Below are 22,628 nucleotides of genomic sequence, written 5' to 3'. Positions count from 1 at the left end.
ATTTTCTTGTTCAATAAAATTAAAATTCCCGGCAGGGCTTACCTTGGCCGGGAATTTTAAAAACCTCAATAGATTAGAACCATTTGCTAAAAATTCTATCGTATTCACCCGATGCTTTTACTTTTTTAAGGGCTTCATTAACCAGTTTTAGTTTGTCCGGAGAATTGCCTTTTTTGAAAGCAAAACCCAGATATTCGGGCTTGTCAGACTTGAGAAGGAAGGCCAGGGTCAAGTCCTTTGAATATTGTTTGTTTGTAAGCGCATAATCAGCTGCAACGGCATCATCACATACAACGGCATCAATACGTCCGTTATATAAATCCTCCACAGCAAGGCCGATTTCGTCGTAGGATTTCATGGTTACACCCTCAATCTTTCGTGTCACCAAAAAGCCTGTGGTACCGATTTGAGCACCGGCTTTTTTGCCCTTTAAATCAGCTTTAGATTTGATGCCTGCTGTTTTGTTTGTGATAACCCCTTGTTTAACTTCAAAATAAGGATCACTGAAATCCATGACTTTTTTACGGGGGTCTGTAATGGAAACAGAGGATGCAATCATATCAAATTTGCCGGAAGCAAGACCTGCAAATATGCCATCCCAAGCCGTGTTCTTGAGATTAAATTTAATGTCACCTGTTTTTTCCATGGCAGCCAATAGTTCAGGTGTAAACCCTGAGATGGACTTGTCTCTATCAACATATTCCATTGGGGGCCATGTGGCGTCAGAGGCGACGGTGATAATTGTTTGGGAAAATGCACAGGGTGCGAGCATGATCAGGGTCAGCGTAATCAACAAACTTTTTTTCAACATAATACAACAATCTCCTATAATTTAAAAATATTCTTTAATCTATGTTTTGGTGCCGTCTAAACCTTTTGCCTTTATACGAAACTCCGGCCAAGGTATTGCAACAGGTATTGCAACAGGTATTGCAATTATAGAGTTTCATTTTTCGTTGTGGCCAGGGGCAAATACCATGTGTTCCGGCCATTCCTATTATACAACGAGGTGTGTAATATCATATTTTTCATTAAAATAAAAAGAAATTTCATCTGCCCCGGTCAGGGGGGCGGGAAATGACCCGCCCGTAAATGGCCAGGGATCATGGTGGCGCTGATCCGGTCAATGTGGTATGGTGATTCAATTAATAATCAATGAATTTTAATGGTCATAAAAGGAGAAAGACAGCAAATGTCAGAGATCAGCAAGGAATATGGGTGGGATGCATCAATGGAGATTCCCCTCTATGATAAGATCCGCCAGGATATGAAGAGTGCCATGATAAAAAAGGAAACTGTTGTTCGGGATACCATGAGGCTCATCATGGGGTCTTTTCCCAGCCTCACGATTTCAATTACCCTGGAGAGCGGAAAAAAGACCACCCGGGTCAAGACACCCGAGGAAATAACCGATGAGGACCTTCTTAATATCATTCGCAAATTTGTTAAATCGGAAAAAACCGTGCTGGAGATTAAAAAGGAAACCACCTCGGACTATCTGGAATTATTAAATTTATATCTGCCCCGGATGGCAACCTCCCAGGAGATTGAGCAATGGGTCCGGGATAATGTGGTGCTTTCCAAATTTAAAAGCCCTGTCCAGGCCATGGGCGTTGTCATGAAGCACTTTGGCAAGCTTGCCGACGGCAACCAGGTAAAAGAGGTGCTAAAAAACATGGGGCCTTCCTGATTTCATGGGAGAGCAACAAGCCAATAATCCCCTCCACGGTGTGAGTCTGGAACAGATGGTGAACTCTCTGGTTGAGCACTATGGGTGGGATGAGTTGGGGAACCGCATCAAAATCCGATGTTTTATCAGTGACCCTTCGGTGAAATCCAGTCTTAAGTTTCTGAGAAAGACGTCCTGGGCAAGGAAGAAAGTGGAGAATTTATACCTTGCCATGGAAACGAGTATTTGGAAAATCTCAAAATGATGGGGGCCTGCTTTTTTACCGGGATTTAAAATCGGTCTTGTCGAGTCCCAGTCTTTTCATTTTTCCGTAGAGCCCCCTTGGGTGGATTCCGGCAATGTCTGCCGCCTCGCCGACCCGCCCCCGGGTTTGTTCAAGGACCATCTCAAGGTAGCGTTTTTCCACAAGGTGGAGTACCTGTTTTTTGACCTGTGCAAGGGGTTTGCCCTTCCAGGAATTTATCCCAAGGTCATTTAACAGGGGCAAACCCTTGGAGGCGGACCCCCTTCCCTGGAAGGTGCCGGGAAGATTATCAATGGAGATGGTGTCGGACCGGCATAAAAGGACAGCCCGTTCAATGACGTTCATCAGTTCCCGGATATTGCCGGGCCAGGGGTATTGACAAAGGGCTTCCATGGTCACCGGTGAAAAACGGCTGATTTCCCGGCCGATTTTCATATTGTGCATATTTAAGAACTGATTGGCCAGGGCAGGGATATCCTGTTTGCGTTTTCTCAAAGGGGGAATGGTCAGGGTGATAACCCCCAGCCGATAATATAAATCCTGGCGGAAATTGCCTCGTTGGACCTCTTCTTCCAAATCCTTGTTGGTGGCGGCGATGACCCTCACATCCACCCAGACAGGGGTTTCACCTCCCACCGGCGTAAATTCAAGGTCCTGAAGAACCCGAAGCAGTTTGGACTGCATCTGAAGGGACATCTCACCGATTTCATCCAGAAAAATAGTGCCGCTGTGGGCCAGTTCAAAGGCCCCCCGACGGGAGCGCACTGCACCGGTAAAGGCCCCTTGTTCATGGCCGAAGAGTTCACTCTCCATGAGCTGTTCGGGTATGGCCGCCATATTGATGGGAATAAAAGGGCCCTGGGACCTGTGGCCTTCCGCATGGATGGCCTTTGAGAGATGTTCCTTGCCCACACCGGTTTCACCCAGCAGCAACAGGCTGGAATCACTGGCAACCACCTGTTGAACCTCTTCAAGGAATCGCTGCATTTCTTCAGCGTTTGAAACAAAATCATTCAACCTGGGCTTGATTCTGCCCCGCTGGTCCAGCCGGTCAACATAATAAAACTGCCGCCTGGAATCCAGGGTGCTTTCTATGGCCTCCATCAGGCTGTCCTGGGAAATACCGGTATACAACACCACATCGGCACCCGATGCCAGAAGGTTTGCGTGTTTTTCCGAGGACTCCCGGTCATCCAAGATAATGATGGTCGGTTTTTCGGGCAGGTTATTGAGCAGGGTTACACTGGATTCAATGGGCCGGGGGACCAGGGATTTGCTTACGACAAATACATCTGCGCAGCTTCGGACTAACTCCTGCCATTGGGCTTTGTCCTTTTTTAACATTTTTAATTGAACATCAAAATTGGATAACCTTTGTTCAAGATCCGTGTGAAGCTTTTTTCCTTTGATGGCACAGACAACCCGTATGAGCATAATGGTGATTCCTGTTATCAGTAAATAATTACCATTTTAATTCCCGTCGCCGGCTGATTATACCTGAAAACATCGTAAAGTCCATGGAAAAGAGGAAAAATATTATGCCTTTGAATTTTTATACTTCTGTTTTACACGGGAAAACAGAAGTATATCGGATAAAAATTACCTGTTTTATAGTTATCGGTAATTGAATACTTAAAAATGAGCAATTTTAAAAGGCATCACTTTTGTTAACTATCTAATTTAATGTGTTATTTTATTTTATTTTTAAAAATTTTTTCAATGGCACGGCCTATGCTATGGGAGACCATGAAAGGTGATAGGACCCATTTTTTATTTTAAAATTCAATTTTTATGGGGAAAAAGATGAACACAGAGAAAAATCAGCGAACAAGGCATAAGAACCCGAAATTCAAAGATTCAGATGATGAAAATTTCAGTAACGATGATGTGATTGAAATGCAGCAGCGTCGAAAGAAACTGGGCAAAAGATCCCAGTGGAAAAACACTGACAAAGAAAAATGGTAGCTTTGCTCGGCACAATGGAACATAAAAAAAAAGGCCAAAATTTCATCAAGCCCTTGCCCCGGGTTGTTAAAATTTAATCTCTTTTAAAATAACAAAACTCTTGGAAATTCTGTGATGACATCCATATTAAAATCGTTCATGGCCCTCTATGCAGCTGTGTTGATCCTGGCAATGGGATTGGGGTTGCTGGCAACCTTTTTGAGTGTAAAATTAACCCTTCAAGGCTTTTCAACCCAGGTAACCGGTTTGATTTTAACGGCTTATTTTATGGGGTCTGTTGTGGGGGCTTTTTATTGCCGTCACCTGATACAACGCATCGGGCACATTCGTTCCTTTAGCGCCTTTGCCGTCCTTGCCACGGCCATGGTCATGCTCCATGCGGCAACGGATTCAGCCCTGGCATGGGCTTTGTTAAGATTTTTCACCGGCCTTTCAACCATCGGACTGTTCATGGTCATCGAAAGCTGGCTTAACGAAGGCGCATCCCCCCAGACACGGGGGCGGGTGTTTTCCCTGTACATGGTGATTTATTATCTGGGCAGCAGTGGGGGACAGCAATTGCTTAACTTTGGAAATGTGACCGGACAAACCTTGTTTTTTGTTGTTGGGCTGTTATTGCTTTCTTGTATGATACCGGTTGCATTGACACGGGTTCGGCATGTCAGTTTGCCGGATGTGGCGCCAATGGGATTGAAACACATTATTAAACGGGCGCCCCTGGGGCTGATCGGATGTTTTACCGCTGGCTTAATCTCCAGCGCTTTTTACACCATGGGGCCGGTCTTTTGCCAGAAAATGAATCTAAGTGTCGCCCAATTATCCTCTTTTATGACCATTACCGTATTGGGAGGACTTGTATTCCAATGGCCGGTGGGCAGCATTTCAGATCGTTTTGACAGGTCAATCGTGATTCCCTTGCTGGGAGTGCTTTTTGCCATTGTCAGTTTTGTAATGATCCTGGCCGCTCAAAATTCTTTTGGTTTTTTTATGGCCATTGCCAGTCTTTTTGGCGGCCTTATGTTCAGCATTTATCCGGTGGCTGTGGCAAGGACCCATGATATGTTTGAGCCCAAGGATGTGGTAACGGTTAGTTCCGCGCTGTTGCTGTTCCAGGGTATCGGTTCTGTGATCGGCCCCATGGCCTCAGCTGCCGTCATTGAATCCTTGGACAGCCCCCAGGGGTTTTTTGTTTATTTTTTAATCATTTCTGTCGTTTCGGCAGGCATCTGTTTCTTTTTAAGGCAAAAAGAAATTGCCCAGATCATACCGGTGGAAGATCAGGGGGATTTCATGGTGATGAATCACATCTCGCCTGTCGCCCTGCAAATTGATTTGCGCCGGGAAGATCCAGAGACTGTTGTAGAAAACCTTTCTCATCAACCAGGTCCAGCCCATCATCACCCGGGGCAGGGACATATTTGAAATAAGTGTGTTAGCTTATCACCAGGTTGATGTCATTATTGGTCATGATTTCCATGAGTTGTTTCGGGGGTGCCTTGTCTGTTATCAGTGTGTCAATCTCTGTGATGCTGCCCAGTTTTACCATGGCATTTCTGCCAAACTTTGAGTGATCCGCAACAAGGTACACTTTTCTCGAATTTTCAATAATGGTTCTTGCCACATGGACTTCCCTGAAATCAAAATCAAGCAGGGTGCCGTCAAGGTCAATCCCGCTGATTCCGATGATGCCGACATCAACCTTGAACTGACGGATAAAATTTACGGTGGCTTCTCCAGTAATACCGCAATCCTTGCTGCGAACAATGCCCCCGGTGACAATCACCTCAAAATCTTCTTGTTTGCTCATTATGGCGGCGACATTCAGGTTGTTGGTGATGATTCTCAGTTTTTTATTGTGATTTACCAATTCCTTTGCAACATGCTCTGTGGTGGTACCGATATTGATAAAAAGGGAGGTGTTGTCCTCTATCATTGATGCAGCCGTTCTGGCAATTTTCTTTTTTTCATTGAGAAGAAGTTCTTTTCGATGCCGGTATGCCACGTTTTCTGTGCTGACGGAAAGGCCGGCACCCCCATGGTATCTGGAAATAGATCCCTGGCTGTCAAGGAAGTTGATGTCTCTTCTGATGGTTTGCGGGGTTACCTTGAATGTGTTTGCCATTTCTTCCACCGTAACAAATCCGCTGGTTTTAATTAACGCAATGATTTGTCCATGGCGGCTGTTGATGGCTTTTCTTTTTTTCGTCATAAGTTTATATCCACTCTGTACTGTCTCCAATAAACCGTTTGTGTCAAGGTTACCCTACCAGTTAATAGTTAGATTTTAAATATAAAAAATCAGATGTCTTTTTCGTTTTATTCACAATAGGACATTTTTAGGAGAACTTATTTTCTTTTTCGAAATTAATTTTACAATCCGGTTAAAGGTATTATTATTTATAGACAACAACCCACAACAGAGGAGAAGCGAAGTCGTCATGGATATTAAATATTATTGCCAGAACAGCCAGTGCAAAACAGTTCAGAAAAAAACCTATGTGTTAAAACTAAATCTGGATGATGTGATGGATGAAAAAAATATAGCCCAGATGTATTGTCCCCATTGCAAAACTGAATTAAAAAAGGAACGCCCAACCACTGATTAAAATTAAAGGGTGTTGTTTTTTAGGGGCTGATATTAAAGCCTTGACTGCAATATTTGGGATAATTTTTTTTCTGAAAGTTGAATCGGATTATTTTTTTGTCCTGTGGCGCCGACGATAGAGTCGATATCCTTAAATGCTACGCCATATGCACCTAAGCCCGGCATGTTCAGTTGATCTGTCCATTGGGTCAGAAGTTTAATCAGATGCCGGGAACTTTCCACGGGGCTTTCTAAACCTTTTGAGGGGTGCAATCGTCGGAAAGCCCCGGCATATTTGTCCAGGGCAGGACCATTGGGGTCCATTGAAATTAAGGATTCGATGGTGTGGCGGGTGACTTCAGCAAGAAGGGTCCCGCAGATGACCCCATGGGGGATGTTAAATGTTCCGCCAATAACCGAAGCAAACCCGTGTACCACTCCCAGGCCCGCATTTGCCAGGGTCAAACCGGAAATATAGGATGCGTAGCTTATGTTCGTGCGGGCAACTATGTCATGGGGGTGTCGTGTGGTTGCGGTGATTAAGGCCTCCCCCAGTATTTCCAGGGCACCAAAGGCAAGGGAATCTGTCATGGGGGAGCTTTGGGTTGAAACAAGGGATTCTAAAAGCTGGGTTAAGGCGTCCATTCCGCAGGCAGCTGTTATTTCGGGGGGGCAGTCCAGGGTCAGCTCCGGATCAACAACGGCAATATCCGGAACAAAATTGTCATGGCGAAGGGATTTTTTAAATCCATCCGCCCCCAATTGACTGATTACGGCATTTTTTGTGGCCTCACTGCCGGTGCCGGCAGTTGTGGGCACTGCAATAAAGGGGGTTTTTTCCCCATCATGGGGTCTGTTCCCAACACCTTCCAGGTATTCCATGATGGATTCTTTTTTTGTCATCATGGCTGAAACCGCCTTGCCGGCATCCATAACACTTCCGCCCCCAATGGCAGCAATGACATCTATGTTTTGATCCCTATATTTTAGGACAATCTCATCAATCATGGAAGGCGAGGGCTCGGTTTCTACGACTGCCTGGTAAACCCGGATGGATTTTTTTTCCAATGCCTCTAAAAGTCTTGGCCAGTGATTACTTTTCTGGAGTGATTGGGCACCGGTAATCAGCAGCAGGGTATTCCCATGGGGGGATACCAATTCAGGGAGGCGGTTGATGGTGCCGGGTCCAAAATGAAGATGGGGATTTGCAATAAAATGAAACGCCATGGGAAAACCTCCTTTTAATTTAAACCTAGGCCGTTTTAAATCATTTTAATATAAGCCCAGGGTCTTTTCAATAAAAATGGACACAATGCCGGATAATTGTGTTTCAACCTTATTTTTTTCACTTGCGAAACATTTTTCTCCATGATATTTTCTTTTTCGAATATAAAAAATAAAATTTATAAAAGAAATAAAATTAAGGCCATGAAAAAAACATTAGACATTCAAGCGCTTATTATCGGCGGGGGGGTCACTGGTACGGGGATCGCCCGGGATCTTTCCCTCAGGGGTATTTCAGCTCTTGTCATTGAAATGGGGAATATCAATGACGGGGCCTCTGGGAGAAATCACGGTTTGCTCCACAGTGGTGCCCGTTATGTGGGATCTGATCCTGAATCTGCCGCAGAATGCGCCAGGGAAGCTCAAATTTTGAAAGAAATTGCGCCCCACTGCATTGAAGATACCGGAGGCCTTTATGTGGCGGTTAAAGGCGATGATGAATCCTATGTGGCCGACTTCCCCAATCTTTGCAAAGGGGCAGGTGTTTTTTGCCAAAATCTTTCCGTGGCAGAAGCCCTTGAACTTGAGCCCGAACTTTCCAAAGATGCCATTGCCGCCTTTAAAGTCAAAGATGCCTCTGTGGATCCCTTTCATCTTTCCCTTGAGAATATGAACCAGGCCATTGAACACGGTGCCAAATATTATAGCAATTGCCAGGCCATTGGCTTTTCCCTTGATAGAACAACTTCTGGAAAAAAGAGCATTCAACGAGTAAAGGTCCGGAATAATCTGACAGGGGATTGTTTTTATATTACCCCACAGGTGGTTATTAATGCCGCCGGTGCCTGGGCTGGCATGGTAACAGAGTTTGCTGGGATCCATCTTGATATGATTTATTCAAAGGGTTCTTTACTGGTTACCCATAACCGGCTGAGCACCCATGTGATCAACCGGTTAAGACCGGCAGCCGATGGAGATATCTTGGTGCCGGGCCGTACGGTTTCCATTTTTGGTACCACCTCGGTTCGCCTTGACAACCTGGACGTTATCCAACCGGACTTTAATGAAATCGATTTTCTTGTGGGCCAGGGAGCCCAGATGATTCCCGGACTTGAAACCACAAGATATATAAGGGCCTATGCCGGTGTCAGACCCCTTGTGAACAGCCAAAATGAGCCCACAGGAGATGACAGGGCGGTTTCAAGGGGGTTTTATTTATTTGACCATTCAAGGGATGATGTGGAGAATCTTTTAACCATCACCGGCGGTAAGGTGACCACTTATCGTCTCATGGCAGAAAAAACAGCAGATCTGGCCGCCAAAAAATTAAAGGTGACATCTGTTTGCACCACTGCTCAAACCCCCTTGATGTCCAAGGCTCCCAGCAAGCTTATAGAAGCTGGCATGTCGGTCAAGCTCTGGGCCAAGGAGCCTGTCCCCGGGGACAGTATGATGTGTGAGTGTGAAATGATACCCAAAAGCCACTTTAAGGAGCTGATTCTCTGGTTGAAGCAGAATCGGGAAACAGCCGATTTAAATTCTCTTCGTATTCATTCCCGCCTGGGAAAGGGGGCCTGCCAGGGCACTTTTTGCAGCATGAGGGTAACCGGTTTCATGTATGACGAAGACTATATTAAAGGAAGCCAGGGCCTGGACAATATTAGATTTTTACTCACGGAACGGTTTAAGGGCCAGAAGCCGGTTCTCTGGGGCAGCCAGCTGGCCCAGGCAGAGTTGAACGAAGCCATGTTCTGTTCCTTTTACGGCTTGGATATGGAATCGGATATGGAATCAGATATGGCAGAGGACAAGAAAGGACAAAAAAATGGAAGATAAACAAGATATCCACACAGATATTGTGATCATCGGCGCTGGTATGGCAGGCATGGCGGCGGCTGTGTTTGCGGCAAACCGCGGTCTATCCGGGGTGGTGGTGGGGGGAGCGGGTGCCTTTGAATATTCCAGCGGCCTGCTGGATCTTTGGGGATTGACCTCTCCTGAAACAGGGCTTTGCAAAGATCCCTGGCAGGGCCTTGCCCGGATTCCAAAATATTTTCCTTCCCATCCTTTTCTGAAGATCTTAGAATCGGATATTCAAGCGGCCTTTGACGAGCTGACACAGGGGCTGACTCAGAGTGGATTGGGCTATGGGGGGCAGCCCCGGGTGAACAGTTCGATTATGACGGCATTCGGGACAGCAAAGCCCACCTACAGATTTCCTTTGACCATGGCCAATAATGTCACAGCCCTTGCTGAAAAAAAACCGCTGCTGCTCCTGGATTTCAAGGGGTTGCGTGAATTTCGGGCCAAATTTGTTCAGCAGGTTTTAAAATCCTCCTGGGGGAAGATCAACATCGGGACCGTTGATTTTCCGCAAATGTCCCAGCGGTCCGAGCTCTTTACCCCCCTCATGGCCCAAGCCATGGAAACTGAACAGGTTCAAGACAAACTTGTGGCGGCAATCAAACCCTTGATCAAGGATGAATATTTTTTGGGCATACCCGCCATCCTGGGAATCAACCGTTCTGAAAATATTTTGAATCGTCTTGAAGAGAGTTTGGGAATAAAAATATTTGAAATTCCCACATCCCCTATATCGGTTCCGGGAATTCGCCTCAAGGAAACCTTTCAAAAAATGCTTGCCAATACCAGTGTTACCAGGCTGCCGGACCAGCGTGTTCTTTTGGCCGCCCATTCCCCTGACCAGGGGTTTGTTCTGGAGACGGGAACCCCATCGAACCCCCGTACAACAAGGATTCAGGCCAAAACCTGTCTCCTTGCCACGGGCCGTTTTTTAGCAAAGGGATTGGTTGCGGATCGGAAAGGGGTGACAGAACCTGTATTTAACCTGCCGGTTGATCAACCATCGGACCGGAAAAACTGGCATGGCAAAACCTATTTTGATCCCAGGGGCCATGCCATAAACCTTGCAGGGCTTGTCACGGATGAAAATTTTCGTCCCCTTGGCCGAGACAACACCCCTGTCCATGGGAATCTTTATGCAGCAGGATCCATTCTGGCAGGCCAGGACTGGATGAAAACCCGTTCTGGAGCCGGCATCTCCATTGCAACCGCTTTTAAGGCCATGGGGCATATCGTTTCCAATCACGTCAAAACATCTTCTTGATCCTGTTTTATCGTTTCTACCCCTTTCTTTTTGTGTTCAAATTTTCCATAATAAATTAAACCTACAAAAGGAGAGGGTATGACCGGAAAATCCCACCCGCATTCCATTGCAACTGGATATTTGTTCGCCCTGGGCGCCACTGCCATCTGGTCAGGAAATTTTATAGTGGCAAGGGGGTTAAGTGATAGCATCCCGCCCGTGAGTCTGGCCTTTTTCCGCTGGATGACCGCAGTGCTCGTCTTTGCACCCTTTGCCATCAGGGGTCTGATCATAGAATGGCCGGTAATCCGGCAGCACCTGGTTTATTTTTGTATCACCTCTTTTATCGGGATCACCTGTTTTAATACCTTTATTTACATTGCCGGCCATACCACCACGGCCATGAACCTGTCCCTGATTGCCATCACCTTTCCCATTTTTATTATGATTTTCTCAAGAATTTTGTACCAGGAAGTCCTTTCCATCAAAAAAGGGATCGGTGTTTTTCTGGTTTTCACAGGGGTAGTGTTTCTTGTCACCAAGGGGGCCTTGTCCACCATCATGAATATTTCTTTTGCCATTGGGGATCTGTGGATGCTGGCCGCCTCTATCCTTTTTGCTGTTTACAGCCTTTTGCTGAAACGTAAACCCTTAGGAATCTCTGTGTATACCCTTCAATTTACCTGTTTTCTAATGGGGCTTTTTTTCTTATTACCTTTCTTTGTATGGGAACAGGGTCAGCTATCGGCCCAGGGGAATTATCTGAACCATACCACCATCCCTGCCATCCTCTATGTGGGGATTTTTGCTTCCCTGTGTGCCTTTGTCCTCTGGAATCAGGCCATTGTTACCCTGGGGCCGTCCAGGGCCGGGATGGTCTATTATACCTTGCCGCTGTTCAGCGGGTTTCTCGGATATTTGTTTTTGAATGAAACCATTGGATTTGTTCATTTTTTCAGCATGGGGTTGATTTTTTCCGGCATTGTGATCACCAACCAAACGGGCAGACCCGCCCAGAGAGAAGAGGGGCGGGTGTTAAAATGAGTTTTTCTGGATTTTTAATTTTTTTTGGGTTTTAAATAGGAGGGAAGAAGGTCGTAAACCTCCCGTGGGGTCTTGATACTTCTTCTGTTGTCAATTTGTAAAACATTATCTGATCCAACCTCACTTAGATCCAGGGGATTCGCGTTGTCTGACAGGGTTTTTTCCTGGGTATCTGTAAAGGGTATGATCAGAGGGCCGGCACTTTCAAGCACATACCCCATCTGTCCATTTCTCAGATAAACAATACTTCCCGCAGGGTAAATCCCAATACTTTTTACAAAGGAGTGGAGGATATATTGCATGATATTATCTTTTTTGGCATAGTTTCTGAAAATGTCAGTGACCACATTAATCTGGTTAAACGCTTCTTTATAGCAGCGCTTTGAGGTCATGGCATCGTATATGTCGGAAAGCTGGCATATTTTGACATAGGCGGGAAGCTCATTGGGTGCCCTGTCCAGGGGATACCCTCTTTCCTGGCCTCTAAAGAGGGGAGCATGATGGTATTGAACCGTATTTGTTAAAAACGGATTGTTTAATTTATTCTTTTCTAAAATTTTTATACCATAATCATAGGAGTGCCGTTTTATTTCATCAAATTCAGCGGGCGTTATTTTTCCGGGTTTGTTGAGTATTTCATCCTTGACCATTACTTTTCCAATGTCATGGAGGAAAAACCCAGTGCAGATATGCTCAATTTCATCTTTCTGAAAACATTTGTATGCTTCTTCCGGTTTTTTATCTGTAGTGCTGACGGCAGAATAATTCAGTTCTTGTTTTGTGTTAAGATGGCTGTTTATAAACGAACTGAAAGTGGTGTTAAAGCTGTTGACTATTGCTGTTCCAATGGCGCATACGTTTATGGAATGGTTGTAAAGATAATCATCATAGGAAAAAATTTCTTTTGTGAGATAGGAAAAAGGATTGTCCTCAATTGTCAGAAACGCGACAAGATCACGGACATCTGAATACACTTCATTATAATCAAAATCTCCCCCGGTTTCTTTGATTTCCCCTAGGACCTTTTTAATGCTGTCCTTGGCATTGCTGTATTTTTCCGTGGAGATTTTTTTAAGTTCCTGTATTTCAGAAACCCGTTTTTCGATTCCGCTCAAGGCAGGGTGCTTTTTTTGTTCTATGGTTTTAAAGGAACCGTCTTTATCAAAAATAATAGAATTTCCGTTTACATCCCAAACACCGCTGTTAGTATTTGAGCTGAAAGGGATGGAGACGATCCCGTTTTCTTTTATGACCTCCAAGGGTTTTATTATATTGACAACCACATTTTTATCAAGCAGCAGTATTCCCTGCTCGTTATAGACATCTATTCCTGTGGTGACTTTTCCGCCATCTTCGATAATTTTTATGAGGACATCAATTGCAATTGTATTTTTTACCATGTCATCTCCGTCATACCGCTACTAAAAAAAAATAATCACAATTTTTTATGATTTCATCACAAGTTTGTTTGAGCAAAATTAACTATACATCTAAAAATAATAAAACTTCAATGGAAAAATGATAAGTTGCTGTTTGACCGTTATTACCAGATTTCATAAATTATAATTGTATTTACCATGTCGGCAATTATCGGTTTTCTTGGGGCGTTAACAGATTTATCTTATAAATTAAGAGGTTCGATTTATGTAGAAGTGACCTGGGATTCTTTTATTGCCAGTCAAAACGATTGAATATCTGTTTTGGTTTTGTTAATTATAGGTTTTAAATGATTTTTTAAAGGAAGAAACCATGGTTATTAAATTTTTGAAAAGAAGTTTTTTCCAACGATTGCTGGGGTTATCAGCGACCACCAAACCCGGAATAGATGGCTGTTGGAATTATGCAGATGGGAAGCTGACCATATCGTTAGATAAGGTTTTGGAACTGAATACTCCCGGTGGTGCAATACGGTTCGAAGGTAAAAACCTTCCCAAACGGGTGCTCGTTGTTTGCACAGAGGACGGAGAGTATCGGGCGTTTCACAATCGGTGTACTCATCTGGGTCATCGCCGATTGGATCCGGTTCCAGGGACCGACACGGTTCAGTGCTGCAGTCTTAATAAATCCACCTACGATTCAGGTGGGAATAAAATATTCGGTCCTGCACCCCATCCGATCACCCTTTATCCTGTAAAAAAAGAGCAGGGAAATCTGATCATATCCGTGAACTGAAATTTTTTTAAATATAGTAAAAATATGAAAAATGTTGCGTTTTATCAGAGAACAAACCATACCGTCACCCGGCATCAGCTCGTCCGTCAATGTCAGGGGTTGGTATCAATGTCACCCTATTGATATGGCAAAATTTAACACCACCATGCGCTGTAAAGTACCACGACAAATAAGCCGTTCCGGGGTGGATGCCCATTGGGATACGTCTCCATGGAAAGAGATCCCCTCCCAGCGGCTCCAAAATTATATGGGGGAAAAACCCGGCCATTTTCCAAGGACGCAGGTGAAAATAGCCTATGATCAGATCTCGATACATCTGATGTTTCAGGTTGCAGACAGATACGTACGGGCCGTTGCCGCTGCGCATCAGGACAATGTCTGGGAGGACAGTTGTGTTGAGTTTTTCTTTACACCCAATTTTGATGTGTCCACGGGCTACTTCAACCTTGAAATGAATTGCGGCGGCATTCTGCTGTTTCATTTCCAGCCCGGTTCAGGGCAAGACAGGATCGTCATCCCCAAAAAAGACTGCAACAAGATAAAGGTTGTTCATTCCCTGCCCCGGATAGTGGATCCTGAAATTAAAGAACCTGTTACCTGGCGGGTGGCGTATTCAATTCCCATGGCCTTGCTGAAAAGATATTGTCCGGTGAGGTTGCCCGGGCCGGGAAGGCAGTGGCGGGCAAATTTTTACAAGTGCGGTGATAAAACATCCCATCCCCATTGGCTGACATGGTCGAAGGTTGATTCTCCCAGGCCCAATTTTCATCTACCCCAATCATTTGGCATATTGGAATTCCAATGAGGGTCAGGTTTTGTCCTTGACTATCAATCACCTGTAATCAGGGGATTTAGAAAAATAAAAAAAGGGTGCGGATTTTTCCGCACCCTTTTTTATGCAAGCAATTCTTTACTGAAGTTCCTGGCCGTTTTTATCCATAACTTTAATGTCAATCATCTTACCGCCATCCAGACGGTACGGGCGTTTTTTATCATCCAGCACTTTAATCCCTTTTGTTTTGATCGTGACCAAAGATTTCAAATATAAATCAGTGGTGGTCAAATTCCTGTGTCGCAAAATCTTACTGATTTCCCCCAGGCTTAAATGGTATGATAGCAAGTCGGCTATATGGTGCCGGATACAATGCAGGGTAAAATGCTTTATTGGCTTATCATTTACCTTTGCAACAGATGTCAACCTGGGCATAATATCATTTACCCATGACTTTTTGAGTTTGGCACCACCCATACTTAAAACATATTCCTTGTGAGTCTTTTTTTTAGACAGGTCAGACAATATCATTAAAAGATTAGCCAAATTTTTTTATTGATAAAAAGGGAAAAATATTGATTACCTGTTAATATTTTTATATATTACATTATACCGTTTTTTAAAAATCAGTGATTGAGAGGCAAAATGACACAAATTTTTTCAGACTCGGGAAATACTCTGCATGAACTCATCAAAGAAAAAATAGAAGATCCTGAACTTAATTTTCAACAGGCAAAGGATGCAGCAAAAAAAATTGCACTGACAAAATGCAAAAGTTTTATGATACTTTCCTGGAAAAATGGCAAAACAGGTGAGTTTTATCCAAACCGGGAGTGCGGAACACAAAACAAGCCAGCCTGGATTTATTATGCCGAAGCAAGGGGTGCTAACCTGACTATTGATATTAATGATAGTGACTATATTTTTATGATCCTGAAAATTGAAGATTTCTGACAACTAAGTTTATTTAGACCCGTAGCAGTTAAAATATCCAATAGTATCTTTAATAATTTTGGCTTTTGAATACTCCAGACAGGGATAATTATCATTGACCTCAAAAAATACTTCCATATGATATAAAAAAGTTGTTTAACGGTATCCAAAATATCGAAGAGGATCAAATAGGAACATGGCATATCCGATCGATATAGTGCGCTGGGGGGCAAAATGAACAATTGGAACAACCTGACTACCAATATGATTCTATATTGCGGAAAATGGGAGAAGACTGTCCGTTTTTACAAAGAGGGTCTATCTCTTCCCGTGATTTTTAATACCAATTGGTTCGTTGAATTTAGCTTGAATGAGACGTCAAGGATTAGCATTGCAGATGAACATAAATCGTCTATAAAAAGTTCAGAAAAAAAGGGAATTACGATATCCTTGCAGGTTAAAGATATCGATACTGTTCGGGAAAATATTATTGAAAAAGAACTCGAACCAACAAAAATTAAATGTCATCCATGGAATGCGAAAGTTTTTTATCTTTATGATCCTGAAGGGCACCGAATCGAAATATGGCAATCTGTTGCACCTTTGAGAAAATAAGCAAATTTAAATCATATCGAGTGACTACAGATAGAGCACCAGGGAAAAGACAAGCAATGTTTTTTGTTTTCTTTTTGGCCATCCTATTCCTGTTCGATTCAATCAGTTTTTTAAAAAAAATGTATAAAGCAAATTTAAATCTCGAAGTCATAAATTCTTAAAATTTAGCGTTACCAATGGAAGGCCATGCCCTTTGTGTCCAAAATTTGGCATACTGGCATAACTCATAAATAGCCGGGCTGGGTCGTACAGGGTTCAAGCCGGCTTAAATCAGTTAACAATTGATTTGATATCTTTGAGAATTCAAGTCCCTGAATACTCCACCTTCGGATACTTATCCTTGAGTCTGATAAACCTGCCCACTAACGTCTATATATTAACCGTAATATGGAAGAGTAGTTTATTACACTGGCCTTGGTCCATATAATTTAATATAAAGTAACAAAAGAATATTCAATCCAACCGCAAAATATGGGATTATTCCTGTTCCAAAAGTTCCAAAAAACAGTGTGTTGTTTATCTAAAATGTTTCGTATAGCCGCTGGAATAATTATTTCCTGCCCTATGGTACATTCGGGCTTAAAATATCTGCCGGAGAGAAAATATTCGGGTTTTCAGGGGGACACTAAAGTTGATGAAACAATCAATAGAATTTTTAACCGGGATGAACTTTTCCAGAAATGGTTTTCATCATGCGACCTTGTTTTCCACGGAATCATTTTTGACAATCCCGGCAGTGTCCACACCCACAGAAAACAGGTTCAAAAACTTCAGCAAGCCATACTTGGCCAAGTTTTTTTAGGATATCGCAGCTCTTATTCTACAAATGCACCCTTCCCCCTTTTTCAGGAGGGGAAATCCTACTATTTGTAAAGAAGCTTTCCTCTATTTGGGCAGCCGCATAACAAAGGGAATCGATCCTAATGAGACAACAGCAGATATCATATAGGTAGTTTCAAGGCCCTTAAGATCACCAAGAATTCCTATCAGCATCATGGTTGCAGCGCTTATGGAAAAATTAAGGGTCATATAGATACCGTTGATAAACGCAGGCCTGTCTGTTTTCATGTCATTGAGCTGGGCAAGCATGACAGGTCCTGTTGCAAAAAGAAAAAATCCCAGCATAAAAAGCAGGGGAAAAATAAGTATCGAATTGCTGCTGATAAAGGCCCACATCAAAACAGGTGAGGCCGTGCAGATAATAAGCATCATATTCTTTCTTCCGATTTTATCCGAGAGGGTTCCGGAAAACATGGCTCCAAAGGCCCCCGCCCCCTCAAGAATGGAAAGGGAGATGCCTGCCATCCAGAGGGACTCACCCTTCATATGGAGATATGTAGGCAAAAACGTCGTTAGAGCACCTTTCATAAATGCACTGAAAAACGTTATCCCCCCCATGGTAGTAAAAAGGGGTCGGAATTGTATAAACATCTCCTTTGCACCGGTATTTTTTCTGTCTTTTTTAAACTTATCCGATATTTTAATGTTTTTCACACGGGTATATAAAATTAAAGACGCTACAAGCCCAAAGGGTATGAGTTTCCAGGTACCCTCAAGTCCCCACAGGGAAACAGCTCCGAGAATAATCAAAGGCCCAATGGTTCGGGCAAGTTCACCCCCAAGCATATAAAAACTCATTCCCCGTCCGATCTTATCTCCTGAAGTTTCTTTTATCATAACAGGGGCTGGCACATGAAAAAGGGTGGAGGCGATTCCCATGACAAACAGTAAAATGGCAAGAACTGTATAGGATGGTGCAACACCCATTAGACTCATGCTCACAGCGGTTATGGAAGGTGCAAAAATGATGAAATATCTAACGCTAAGCTTATCTGCCATAAGCCCGATAAAGGGATTGAGAAGCGACGGGGCCCGCTGGATGACAGAAAGCAGCCCAACCTGTGAATAGGAAAGTCCAAGTTTTTCAATCAAAAGCGGTAAAATGGGTGCCAAAAATGCTGAATAGGTATCATGCACCATGTGTGCAAAAGAAACGGTTAAAACATTACCTGTCTGAAAATTTTTTTTCATTATATTTTTAGCCTGCTATATCTGTTTATATATTTTATAAAAACCACTTCGGTCCGGCATCTGATTCAAGAGTTCTGTAACAATATTTCAGAAACCAGAAAAGATATATAATAAATCAACTTTTGTGAAAATATAATTTATTCAAAAAGAATCTATCAGAATGTTCTTTAATTGGGGATAAACCTTAATATGAAAAATCAACAATTCTTGCATCAGGATTAATCCAATGCTCGACCATACAGGTTTTTGCATTGTTTTGGTATCAGTAGTCTTTCGGCCTCTGAAGACTTATGCAAAGGATAATCAATTGTGTCATTCAAACAACCAACTGTATTCCAATCCTGGCCCAACACATTTCCAACCATCATCAAGCAATGAGAGGCCTGTCGATTTGAAACTAATGTCAGTTTGACGACCAACGATATTAACATTTTCATTCTGATCTAATTGAAAGGCGACAGCTTTTCCATTTTTGTGCAATAGCAAAAAATTATTGACACCTTTTTGAAAGAGCCTTTGCAAGCCCGCTTTTGAATAATTATCCTTCATGATATCCTTACTTTCGTGGTAAAATACAGATGGAATTTCCTTATGCCACAGCCATGCCTTTTTGAACCTTCAAAAGATACCCGGACTATCCCTTTCAGTCCACACTTTATTTGTAATCATTCAAAATACAACATAGAGGTTCTTTTCGAATCTCAAGAGTCAAGTATCCTTGCATCAGCATTCACCAGAATCTCGATCAAATAAAGTTTTGAATTGTATCGGTATCCTTAAGAATTCGGGGTTTAAAATACTCCACCTTAGGATATTAATTGTTGATTTTGAATATTGAGAAAATGGATTAGGAATATGACAGACTATCCTGAAAAGCGCGGAACAAGAAGGATTGGATCCAAAAGATCCCAGTCAATTATTTCCAAAAAAATCATTAAATTTGCAAGACTTTCACGGTAACAATTTGAAAGTAATTAATATATGCTTAAGCATTTGAGTACCATGATGGTATTTTTTATACTGATTTCAACATTTATCGGCACTACGAATTTGATAAATTTAAACAATCAATATAAACACTGAATGATTGTAGCAGCAATGTTACTGACGGCCGTATGGGCTTGGAAAAGTATTTCGTATACAACCGCTTACAGGGAATCTGTAAGCCCGGCCGATAAAACGGACGTTGTTATCATTCAATCAATATTTTTTCTCCCAGCCCGTCAAATACTTCCCCGATCTGAGCTGCGTCACTGATTCCGGCATTCTTTAGTGCTGAAAGCAATTGAGATGCCTGGGACGCCTTCACACTGATCAACAGTCCGCCCGAGGTTTGGGGATCCACCAGAACAGCCTGGAGAGATTGGTCCACATTTTCGGAAAACTGGATCATTTTTTCCCGGAATTCTCTGTTTTTATAAGCACCGGCCGGGATCAGCCCCATGGAAGCAAATGCCAGGGCATCCTGGATTACAGGTACATTTTTTGAAAACAGGCGGACAGTCATGCCCGATCCCAGAATCATTTCAGCCAGGTGTCCGATCAGTCCGAATCCGGTCACATCCGTGCAGGCGGTGACATCAAAATCGGACATGATATCGGCAGCCTGTCGATTGAGTGTGGCCATCAGCTGGGTGACCGTATCCGTGACTGCCTGAGAAGCCATTCCCGCTTTTATGGCGGTGTTGATAATTCCTGTTCCCAGCGGTTTGGTAAGAATTAGCTGGTTTCCCGGATTCAGGTTTCCTTTAATCAGCACCTTTTGGGGGTGTACAAAACCGGTAATGGACAGCCCGTATTTCAATTCCTTGTCCTCGACGCTGTGACCGCCGAGTAGCACCACATCGGCCTCGACCAGTTTATCGGTTCCCCCCTGGATGATCTGGCGCAGCACCGATATATCCATTTCTTTGATTGGAAATGCTACCAGGTTCATGGCGGTTTTCGGAGTGCCGCCCATGGCATAGACATCGCTGAGCGCATTAGCGGCTGCAATCTGTCCGAACCAGTATGGGTCATCCACAATGGGTGTAAAAAAGTCAACGGTCTGGATCAGGGCCAGATCATCGGATACTTTATAGACACCGGCATCATCGGCTTTTTCAAGCCCGACCATGACATGTTCATTTGTCGGGAATACCATCCCGCACAATGCTTTATCCAGGTCCCCCGGAGAAAGTTTGGACGCTCAACCAGCACCAGCAACAGACTCGGTGAGCCGTATTTTTTTAGAGTTTTTCATTAAAAATATTCCTTTCAATTTTCATTGACTTACTCTGTTCTGATTGATTTTGCAACCGGGTGATCACTTTTTTTTCAAGGTAGCGGATGATAAAAACATAATTACGCCTTTATGTTCTCAATGTTGCAATCAACCGTTCCGGAGTCTGGAAAAATCCGAAAACCTCAAGGATATCCCTGATAACCAAGTCTACCGCCATCAGGGAAGATGTCGCAAGTCCTTCCTCCTGCAACATGGCAATGCCGATGCACGCCTGCTCAAGCATCATTCGGTCATTGGCTCCATTTTCCACACACAGGGTCTGTTCCGGCCCAATCTGCCGTATATAATCACGCTTGCTGACAGCCTGGTCCTTTTCAGGGCTGATGGTTAAAGTGCAATTCCTAAAACATTGAGGAGGGCATCATGGGCTTCAAGATTCAAACCCAAGTCTTCCCGCATGGTTATACATAGTCATTAGAGCCTCTTGCAGAAACTAAGAGAATTCACAGCAAATAGTTTATGAGGGGCCCATCTTTATGTTATTTTAATTTTTTTTGCCAAAAGAATGCTAAAATACAGCTATTAAGACATAGTTATCCCTCCGCAGTTATTTCCGCCAGCATTATTATCATATTATTTCAATAAATTTCAAATCTAAGTGACAAATCGCATAAGCTGATCCGCTGTTAATACTATTATGCCAAACATAAGATGAGTCATGACTTTCGCATGACCGCGAACTCTAACCATCTTTCCTCCAAATTCATCTTTTAGCCGACCATTGACCCTTTCTACATTGGATCTTTCATTGTAGCGGATATCAGTCGGGTTTATAAAATTTAAAAATTTACAACGTTTCTTTTCGGCTTTGAGTTCTTGTTTCCTTTTTTTATTGCCACGAGGATTCATGTCGATGATTGGAACATGCCCCAGAGATCGGCTATGTTGTTTTATAATTGGTGAATCATATGCCGAATCCATCAAATCATATAAATTGCTTACCTTATGACTGGTAAGTTCAGCCAGGGGAAGTGCTACCTGACTGTCGTGTACCGAAGCTGATGTCAAAATACAGCTTATGGGGATATGGCCATCCGCTGCATCAATATGCAACTTGTATCCGGCCCAGGATTTTTTATAGCCCTTGCTGTTCATCTTGGTTCCCACATCGCACGCCTTGGGCAAGTCTTCGAGCATTTCGTTGGCTACCATGGATTGTTGACGTTCCAATCGAGTTGGTTTCTTTATTCGTAATTCACCTTTTTTGGGACGACCTCTTTTTTTCTTTTGTTTCACAGCTTTGATCTTTTTCATCGGTTTTTCTCGGGCATCAACAGAAGTGGAATCCCTTGATATATGGCCGGTAATTTTTTTCCCCATATGGCCTTTGATGATACTATCATGAACGATTTGAGCCAAACCTGATTTTGAAAATTCTTGAAATGCACGGGAAAATGATGACTCATGAGGTACTTCGCAGGCTTTTTCCCAACCACAAATTCTACGCAAAGGCGGGCTGGTCTTCAACCTGTCAATTAGTGCCCTGGTCGTATCTATATTATAACTCGCCTTTGCTATAAAGGCTCTTGCTATCTGTTTCCTGTTTTTGGGGGATTGACCTTTCCAGTATTTTGGAACTCGAACCATTTCTTCTATTCGTATAAGCTCCAAGGTGGTTACCAACTTTTTTAGTTTTTCTGTAAGTGGTTCTTCTATCTCTTTTTCAATCAATGGAAAAAGAACCTCTTGTACCTCAAACCATATCTGTGATAATTTTCTCATAAAGTCGTTTCTCTGGTTCAGTTGTTTTTTGTGATGATTGAACTACTGAAATATACCAGAGAAGCGGCTTTTCAACAATTAAAAGTGATATTTTGATTTAAAAAATTATATTCTTTTCTATCTCTGCAAGAGGCTCATTATTCATTTTATTTTTCCTATGGGAAATAATCTGCAACAATAATTAGCTTAAGCATGGAAAGTGATACTTACTGGTTCACTCGAAGTATTTGGTAATTGATTAT

At 43.0% G+C, this 22,628-nt stretch carries 23 protein-coding genes; 12 read left to right on the top strand and 11 right to left on the bottom strand.

All coding sequences use genetic code 11. The features are described from left to right. Nucleotides 1-73: 73 nt before the first annotated feature. Nucleotides 74-811 carry a basic amino acid ABC transporter substrate-binding protein gene (locus tag ACZ45G_RS18330; protein WP_464171937.1) on the bottom strand — a complete coding sequence of 246 codons (738 nt, stop codon included), beginning with the start codon at nucleotides 809-811 and terminating at the stop codon, nucleotides 74-76. Nucleotides 812-1,192: 381 nt separating this feature from the next. Between ACZ45G_RS18330 and ACZ45G_RS18325 the strand changes: the two genes are divergently transcribed. Both ACZ45G_RS18325 and ACZ45G_RS18320 read left to right on the top strand, forming a co-directional pair. Next, complete coding sequence (locus ACZ45G_RS18325) at nucleotides 1,193-1,690, top strand: GatB/YqeY domain-containing protein (protein ID WP_464171936.1); 498 nt, start codon at nucleotides 1,193-1,195, stop codon at nucleotides 1,688-1,690. Nucleotides 1,691-1,694: 4 nt separating this feature from the next. Then, complete coding sequence (locus ACZ45G_RS18320; protein WP_464171935.1) at nucleotides 1,695-1,934, top strand: VF530 family protein; 240 nt, start codon at nucleotides 1,695-1,697, stop codon at nucleotides 1,932-1,934. Nucleotides 1,935-1,949: 15 nt separating this feature from the next. Here the strand turns inward: ACZ45G_RS18320 and ACZ45G_RS18315 are convergent, their stop codons facing one another. Next, nucleotides 1,950-3,368: a sigma-54 interaction domain-containing protein gene (locus ACZ45G_RS18315; RefSeq protein ID WP_464171934.1), complete on the bottom strand. Its 1,419-nt coding sequence runs from the start codon at nucleotides 3,366-3,368 to the stop codon at nucleotides 1,950-1,952. Between the two features lie 369 nt (nucleotides 3,369-3,737). Between ACZ45G_RS18315 and ACZ45G_RS18310 the strand changes: the two genes are divergently transcribed. Both ACZ45G_RS18310 and ACZ45G_RS18305 read left to right on the top strand, forming a co-directional pair. Further along, nucleotides 3,738-3,899 carry a hypothetical protein gene (locus tag ACZ45G_RS18310; protein ID WP_464171933.1) on the top strand — a complete coding sequence of 54 codons (162 nt, stop codon included), beginning with the start codon at nucleotides 3,738-3,740 and terminating at the stop codon, nucleotides 3,897-3,899. Nucleotides 3,900-4,013: 114 nt separating this feature from the next. After that, on the top strand, nucleotides 4,014-5,321 hold the full coding sequence (locus tag ACZ45G_RS18305; protein WP_464171932.1) for an MFS transporter: 1,308 nt from the start codon (nucleotides 4,014-4,016) through the stop codon (nucleotides 5,319-5,321). Nucleotides 5,322-5,331: 10 nt separating this feature from the next. On the opposite strand, the gene ACZ45G_RS18300 is transcribed toward ACZ45G_RS18305, so the two are convergent. Beyond that, the gene (locus ACZ45G_RS18300) at nucleotides 5,332-6,108 is read right to left on the bottom strand and encodes a DeoR/GlpR family DNA-binding transcription regulator (RefSeq protein ID WP_464171931.1); all 777 of its coding nucleotides are present in this window, start codon (nucleotides 6,106-6,108) and stop codon (nucleotides 5,332-5,334) included. A 229-nt stretch (nucleotides 6,109-6,337) separates the two neighbouring features. Between ACZ45G_RS18300 and ACZ45G_RS18295 the strand changes: the two genes are divergently transcribed. Further along, nucleotides 6,338-6,505: a hypothetical protein gene (locus tag ACZ45G_RS18295; RefSeq protein WP_464171930.1), complete on the top strand. Its 168-nt coding sequence runs from the start codon at nucleotides 6,338-6,340 to the stop codon at nucleotides 6,503-6,505. A gap of 32 nt (nucleotides 6,506-6,537) precedes the next feature. Here ACZ45G_RS18295 and ACZ45G_RS18290 read toward each other — a convergent pair whose 3' ends face one another. Then, on the bottom strand, nucleotides 6,538-7,710 hold the full coding sequence (locus ACZ45G_RS18290) for an iron-containing alcohol dehydrogenase (protein WP_464171929.1): 1,173 nt from the start codon (nucleotides 7,708-7,710) through the stop codon (nucleotides 6,538-6,540). A gap of 201 nt (nucleotides 7,711-7,911) precedes the next feature. Here ACZ45G_RS18290 and glpA point away from each other — a divergent pair, with 201 nt between their 5' ends. The 3 genes from glpA to ACZ45G_RS18275 all read left to right on the top strand — a co-directional run bounded on the left by glpA (nucleotide 7,912) and on the right by ACZ45G_RS18275 (nucleotide 11,857). Then, nucleotides 7,912-9,543, top strand: coding sequence for an anaerobic glycerol-3-phosphate dehydrogenase subunit GlpA (gene glpA, locus ACZ45G_RS18285; RefSeq protein WP_464171928.1), 1,632 nt, complete (start codon nucleotides 7,912-7,914; stop codon nucleotides 9,541-9,543). After that, nucleotides 9,533-10,834, top strand: a complete 1,302-nt coding sequence (glpB, locus tag ACZ45G_RS18280; protein WP_464171927.1) for a glycerol-3-phosphate dehydrogenase subunit GlpB — start codon at nucleotides 9,533-9,535, stop codon at nucleotides 10,832-10,834. Before glpA ends, glpB begins: the two co-directional genes overlap by 11 nt. A 78-nt stretch (nucleotides 10,835-10,912) precedes the next feature. Then, nucleotides 10,913-11,857, top strand: coding sequence for a DMT family transporter (locus ACZ45G_RS18275; RefSeq protein WP_464171926.1), 945 nt, complete (start codon nucleotides 10,913-10,915; stop codon nucleotides 11,855-11,857). Between the two features lie 14 nt (nucleotides 11,858-11,871). Here the strand turns inward: ACZ45G_RS18275 and ACZ45G_RS18270 are convergent, their stop codons facing one another. Beyond that, entirely contained in the window at nucleotides 11,872-13,257 is a 1,386-nt protein-coding gene (locus ACZ45G_RS18270; RefSeq protein WP_464171925.1) for an HD-GYP domain-containing protein, read from the bottom strand. 349 nt (nucleotides 13,258-13,606) lie between these two features. On the opposite strand from ACZ45G_RS18270, the gene ACZ45G_RS18265 reads away from it, so the two are divergent. Together ACZ45G_RS18265 and ACZ45G_RS18260 are read left to right on the top strand one after the other, a co-directional pair. Next, the gene (locus ACZ45G_RS18265) at nucleotides 13,607-14,029 is read left to right on the top strand and encodes a QcrA and Rieske domain-containing protein (protein WP_464171924.1); all 423 of its coding nucleotides are present in this window, start codon (nucleotides 13,607-13,609) and stop codon (nucleotides 14,027-14,029) included. A 31-nt stretch (nucleotides 14,030-14,060) separates the two neighbouring features. Beyond that, entirely contained in the window at nucleotides 14,061-14,834 is a 774-nt protein-coding gene (locus tag ACZ45G_RS18260) for a carbohydrate-binding family 9-like protein (protein ID WP_464171923.1), read from the top strand. 105 nt (nucleotides 14,835-14,939) lie between these two features. On the opposite strand, the gene ACZ45G_RS18255 is transcribed toward ACZ45G_RS18260, so the two are convergent. Then, complete coding sequence (locus ACZ45G_RS18255; protein WP_464171922.1) at nucleotides 14,940-15,278, bottom strand: hypothetical protein; 339 nt, start codon at nucleotides 15,276-15,278, stop codon at nucleotides 14,940-14,942. Nucleotides 15,279-15,446: 168 nt separating this feature from the next. Here ACZ45G_RS18255 and ACZ45G_RS18250 point away from each other — a divergent pair, with 168 nt between their 5' ends. Continuing rightward, nucleotides 15,447-15,755 (top strand): AF1514 family protein, encoded by a 309-nt coding sequence (locus ACZ45G_RS18250; RefSeq protein ID WP_464171921.1) that lies wholly within the window; start codon nucleotides 15,447-15,449, stop codon nucleotides 15,753-15,755. Between the two features lie 213 nt (nucleotides 15,756-15,968). Beyond that, nucleotides 15,969-16,349, top strand: coding sequence for a VOC family protein (locus tag ACZ45G_RS18245; protein WP_464171919.1), 381 nt, complete (start codon nucleotides 15,969-15,971; stop codon nucleotides 16,347-16,349). An 885-nt stretch (nucleotides 16,350-17,234) separates the two neighbouring features. Here the strand turns inward: ACZ45G_RS18245 and ACZ45G_RS18240 are convergent. The 5 genes from ACZ45G_RS18240 to ACZ45G_RS18220 all read right to left on the bottom strand — a co-directional run bounded on the left by ACZ45G_RS18240 (nucleotide 17,235) and on the right by ACZ45G_RS18220 (nucleotide 22,386). Beyond that, a complete protein-coding gene (locus ACZ45G_RS18240) occupies nucleotides 17,235-18,380 on the bottom strand; it encodes an MFS transporter (RefSeq protein WP_464171918.1) in 1,146 nt (381 codons plus the stop codon). A gap of 312 nt (nucleotides 18,381-18,692) precedes the next feature. Further along, on the bottom strand, nucleotides 18,693-18,929 hold the full coding sequence (locus ACZ45G_RS18235) for a hypothetical protein (protein ID WP_464171917.1): 237 nt from the start codon (nucleotides 18,927-18,929) through the stop codon (nucleotides 18,693-18,695). Between the two features lie 643 nt (nucleotides 18,930-19,572). Further along, the gene (selD, locus tag ACZ45G_RS18230) at nucleotides 19,573-20,622 is read right to left on the bottom strand and encodes a selenide, water dikinase SelD (protein ID WP_464171916.1); all 1,050 of its coding nucleotides are present in this window, start codon (nucleotides 20,620-20,622) and stop codon (nucleotides 19,573-19,575) included. A gap of 109 nt (nucleotides 20,623-20,731) precedes the next feature. Further along, nucleotides 20,732-20,890 (bottom strand): hypothetical protein, encoded by a 159-nt coding sequence (locus tag ACZ45G_RS18225; protein ID WP_464171914.1) that lies wholly within the window; start codon nucleotides 20,888-20,890, stop codon nucleotides 20,732-20,734. Nucleotides 20,891-21,258: 368 nt separating this feature from the next. Beyond that, nucleotides 21,259-22,386, bottom strand: a complete 1,128-nt coding sequence (locus ACZ45G_RS18220; RefSeq protein ID WP_464171913.1) for a transposase — start codon at nucleotides 22,384-22,386, stop codon at nucleotides 21,259-21,261. Between the last annotated feature and the right edge of the window lie 242 nt (nucleotides 22,387-22,628).

Source organism: Desulfoconvexum algidum, from assembly GCF_055382125.1.
This window is presented reverse-complemented; position numbering and strand designations above follow the sequence as displayed.

What these genes read in the sequence shown, in the direction of transcription:
- ACZ45G_RS18250 (WP_464171921.1), top strand. Translation starts at nt 15,447, where the DNA reads ATGACACAAATTTTTTCAGACTCGGGAAATACTCTGCATGAACTCATC.
- ACZ45G_RS18260 (WP_464171923.1), top strand. Translation starts at nt 14,061, where the DNA reads ATGTTGCGTTTTATCAGAGAACAAACCATACCGTCACCCGGCATCAGC.
- ACZ45G_RS18220 (WP_464171913.1), bottom strand. Translation starts at nt 22,386, where the DNA reads ATGAGAAAATTATCACAGATATGGTTTGAGGTACAAGAGGTTCTTTTT.
- ACZ45G_RS18325 (WP_464171936.1), top strand. Translation starts at nt 1,193, where the DNA reads ATGTCAGAGATCAGCAAGGAATATGGGTGGGATGCATCAATGGAGATT.
- ACZ45G_RS18300 (WP_464171931.1), bottom strand. Translation starts at nt 6,108, where the DNA reads ATGACGAAAAAAAGAAAAGCCATCAACAGCCGCCATGGACAAATCATT.
- ACZ45G_RS18310 (WP_464171933.1), top strand. Translation starts at nt 3,738, where the DNA reads ATGAACACAGAGAAAAATCAGCGAACAAGGCATAAGAACCCGAAATTC.
- ACZ45G_RS18240 (WP_464171918.1), bottom strand. Translation starts at nt 18,380, where the DNA reads ATGAAAAAAAATTTTCAGACAGGTAATGTTTTAACCGTTTCTTTTGCA.
- ACZ45G_RS18235 (WP_464171917.1), bottom strand. Translation starts at nt 18,929, where the DNA reads ATGAAGGATAATTATTCAAAAGCGGGCTTGCAAAGGCTCTTTCAAAAA.
- glpB (WP_464171927.1), top strand. Translation starts at nt 9,533, where the DNA reads ATGGAAGATAAACAAGATATCCACACAGATATTGTGATCATCGGCGCT.
- ACZ45G_RS18305 (WP_464171932.1), top strand. Translation starts at nt 4,014, where the DNA reads ATGACATCCATATTAAAATCGTTCATGGCCCTCTATGCAGCTGTGTTG.
- glpA (WP_464171928.1), top strand. Translation starts at nt 7,912, where the DNA reads ATGAAAAAAACATTAGACATTCAAGCGCTTATTATCGGCGGGGGGGTC.
- ACZ45G_RS18270 (WP_464171925.1), bottom strand. Translation starts at nt 13,257, where the DNA reads ATGGTAAAAAATACAATTGCAATTGATGTCCTCATAAAAATTATCGAA.
- ACZ45G_RS18320 (WP_464171935.1), top strand. Translation starts at nt 1,695, where the DNA reads ATGGGAGAGCAACAAGCCAATAATCCCCTCCACGGTGTGAGTCTGGAA.
- ACZ45G_RS18225 (WP_464171914.1), bottom strand. Translation starts at nt 20,890, where the DNA reads ATGATGCTTGAGCAGGCGTGCATCGGCATTGCCATGTTGCAGGAGGAA.
- ACZ45G_RS18315 (WP_464171934.1), bottom strand. Translation starts at nt 3,368, where the DNA reads ATGCTCATACGGGTTGTCTGTGCCATCAAAGGAAAAAAGCTTCACACG.
- ACZ45G_RS18245 (WP_464171919.1), top strand. Translation starts at nt 15,969, where the DNA reads ATGAACAATTGGAACAACCTGACTACCAATATGATTCTATATTGCGGA.
- ACZ45G_RS18295 (WP_464171930.1), top strand. Translation starts at nt 6,338, where the DNA reads ATGGATATTAAATATTATTGCCAGAACAGCCAGTGCAAAACAGTTCAG.
- ACZ45G_RS18275 (WP_464171926.1), top strand. Translation starts at nt 10,913, where the DNA reads ATGACCGGAAAATCCCACCCGCATTCCATTGCAACTGGATATTTGTTC.
- ACZ45G_RS18265 (WP_464171924.1), top strand. Translation starts at nt 13,607, where the DNA reads ATGGTTATTAAATTTTTGAAAAGAAGTTTTTTCCAACGATTGCTGGGG.
- ACZ45G_RS18290 (WP_464171929.1), bottom strand. Translation starts at nt 7,710, where the DNA reads ATGGCGTTTCATTTTATTGCAAATCCCCATCTTCATTTTGGACCCGGC.
- ACZ45G_RS18330 (WP_464171937.1), bottom strand. Translation starts at nt 811, where the DNA reads ATGTTGAAAAAAAGTTTGTTGATTACGCTGACCCTGATCATGCTCGCA.
- ACZ45G_RS18255 (WP_464171922.1), bottom strand. Translation starts at nt 15,278, where the DNA reads ATGGGTGGTGCCAAACTCAAAAAGTCATGGGTAAATGATATTATGCCC.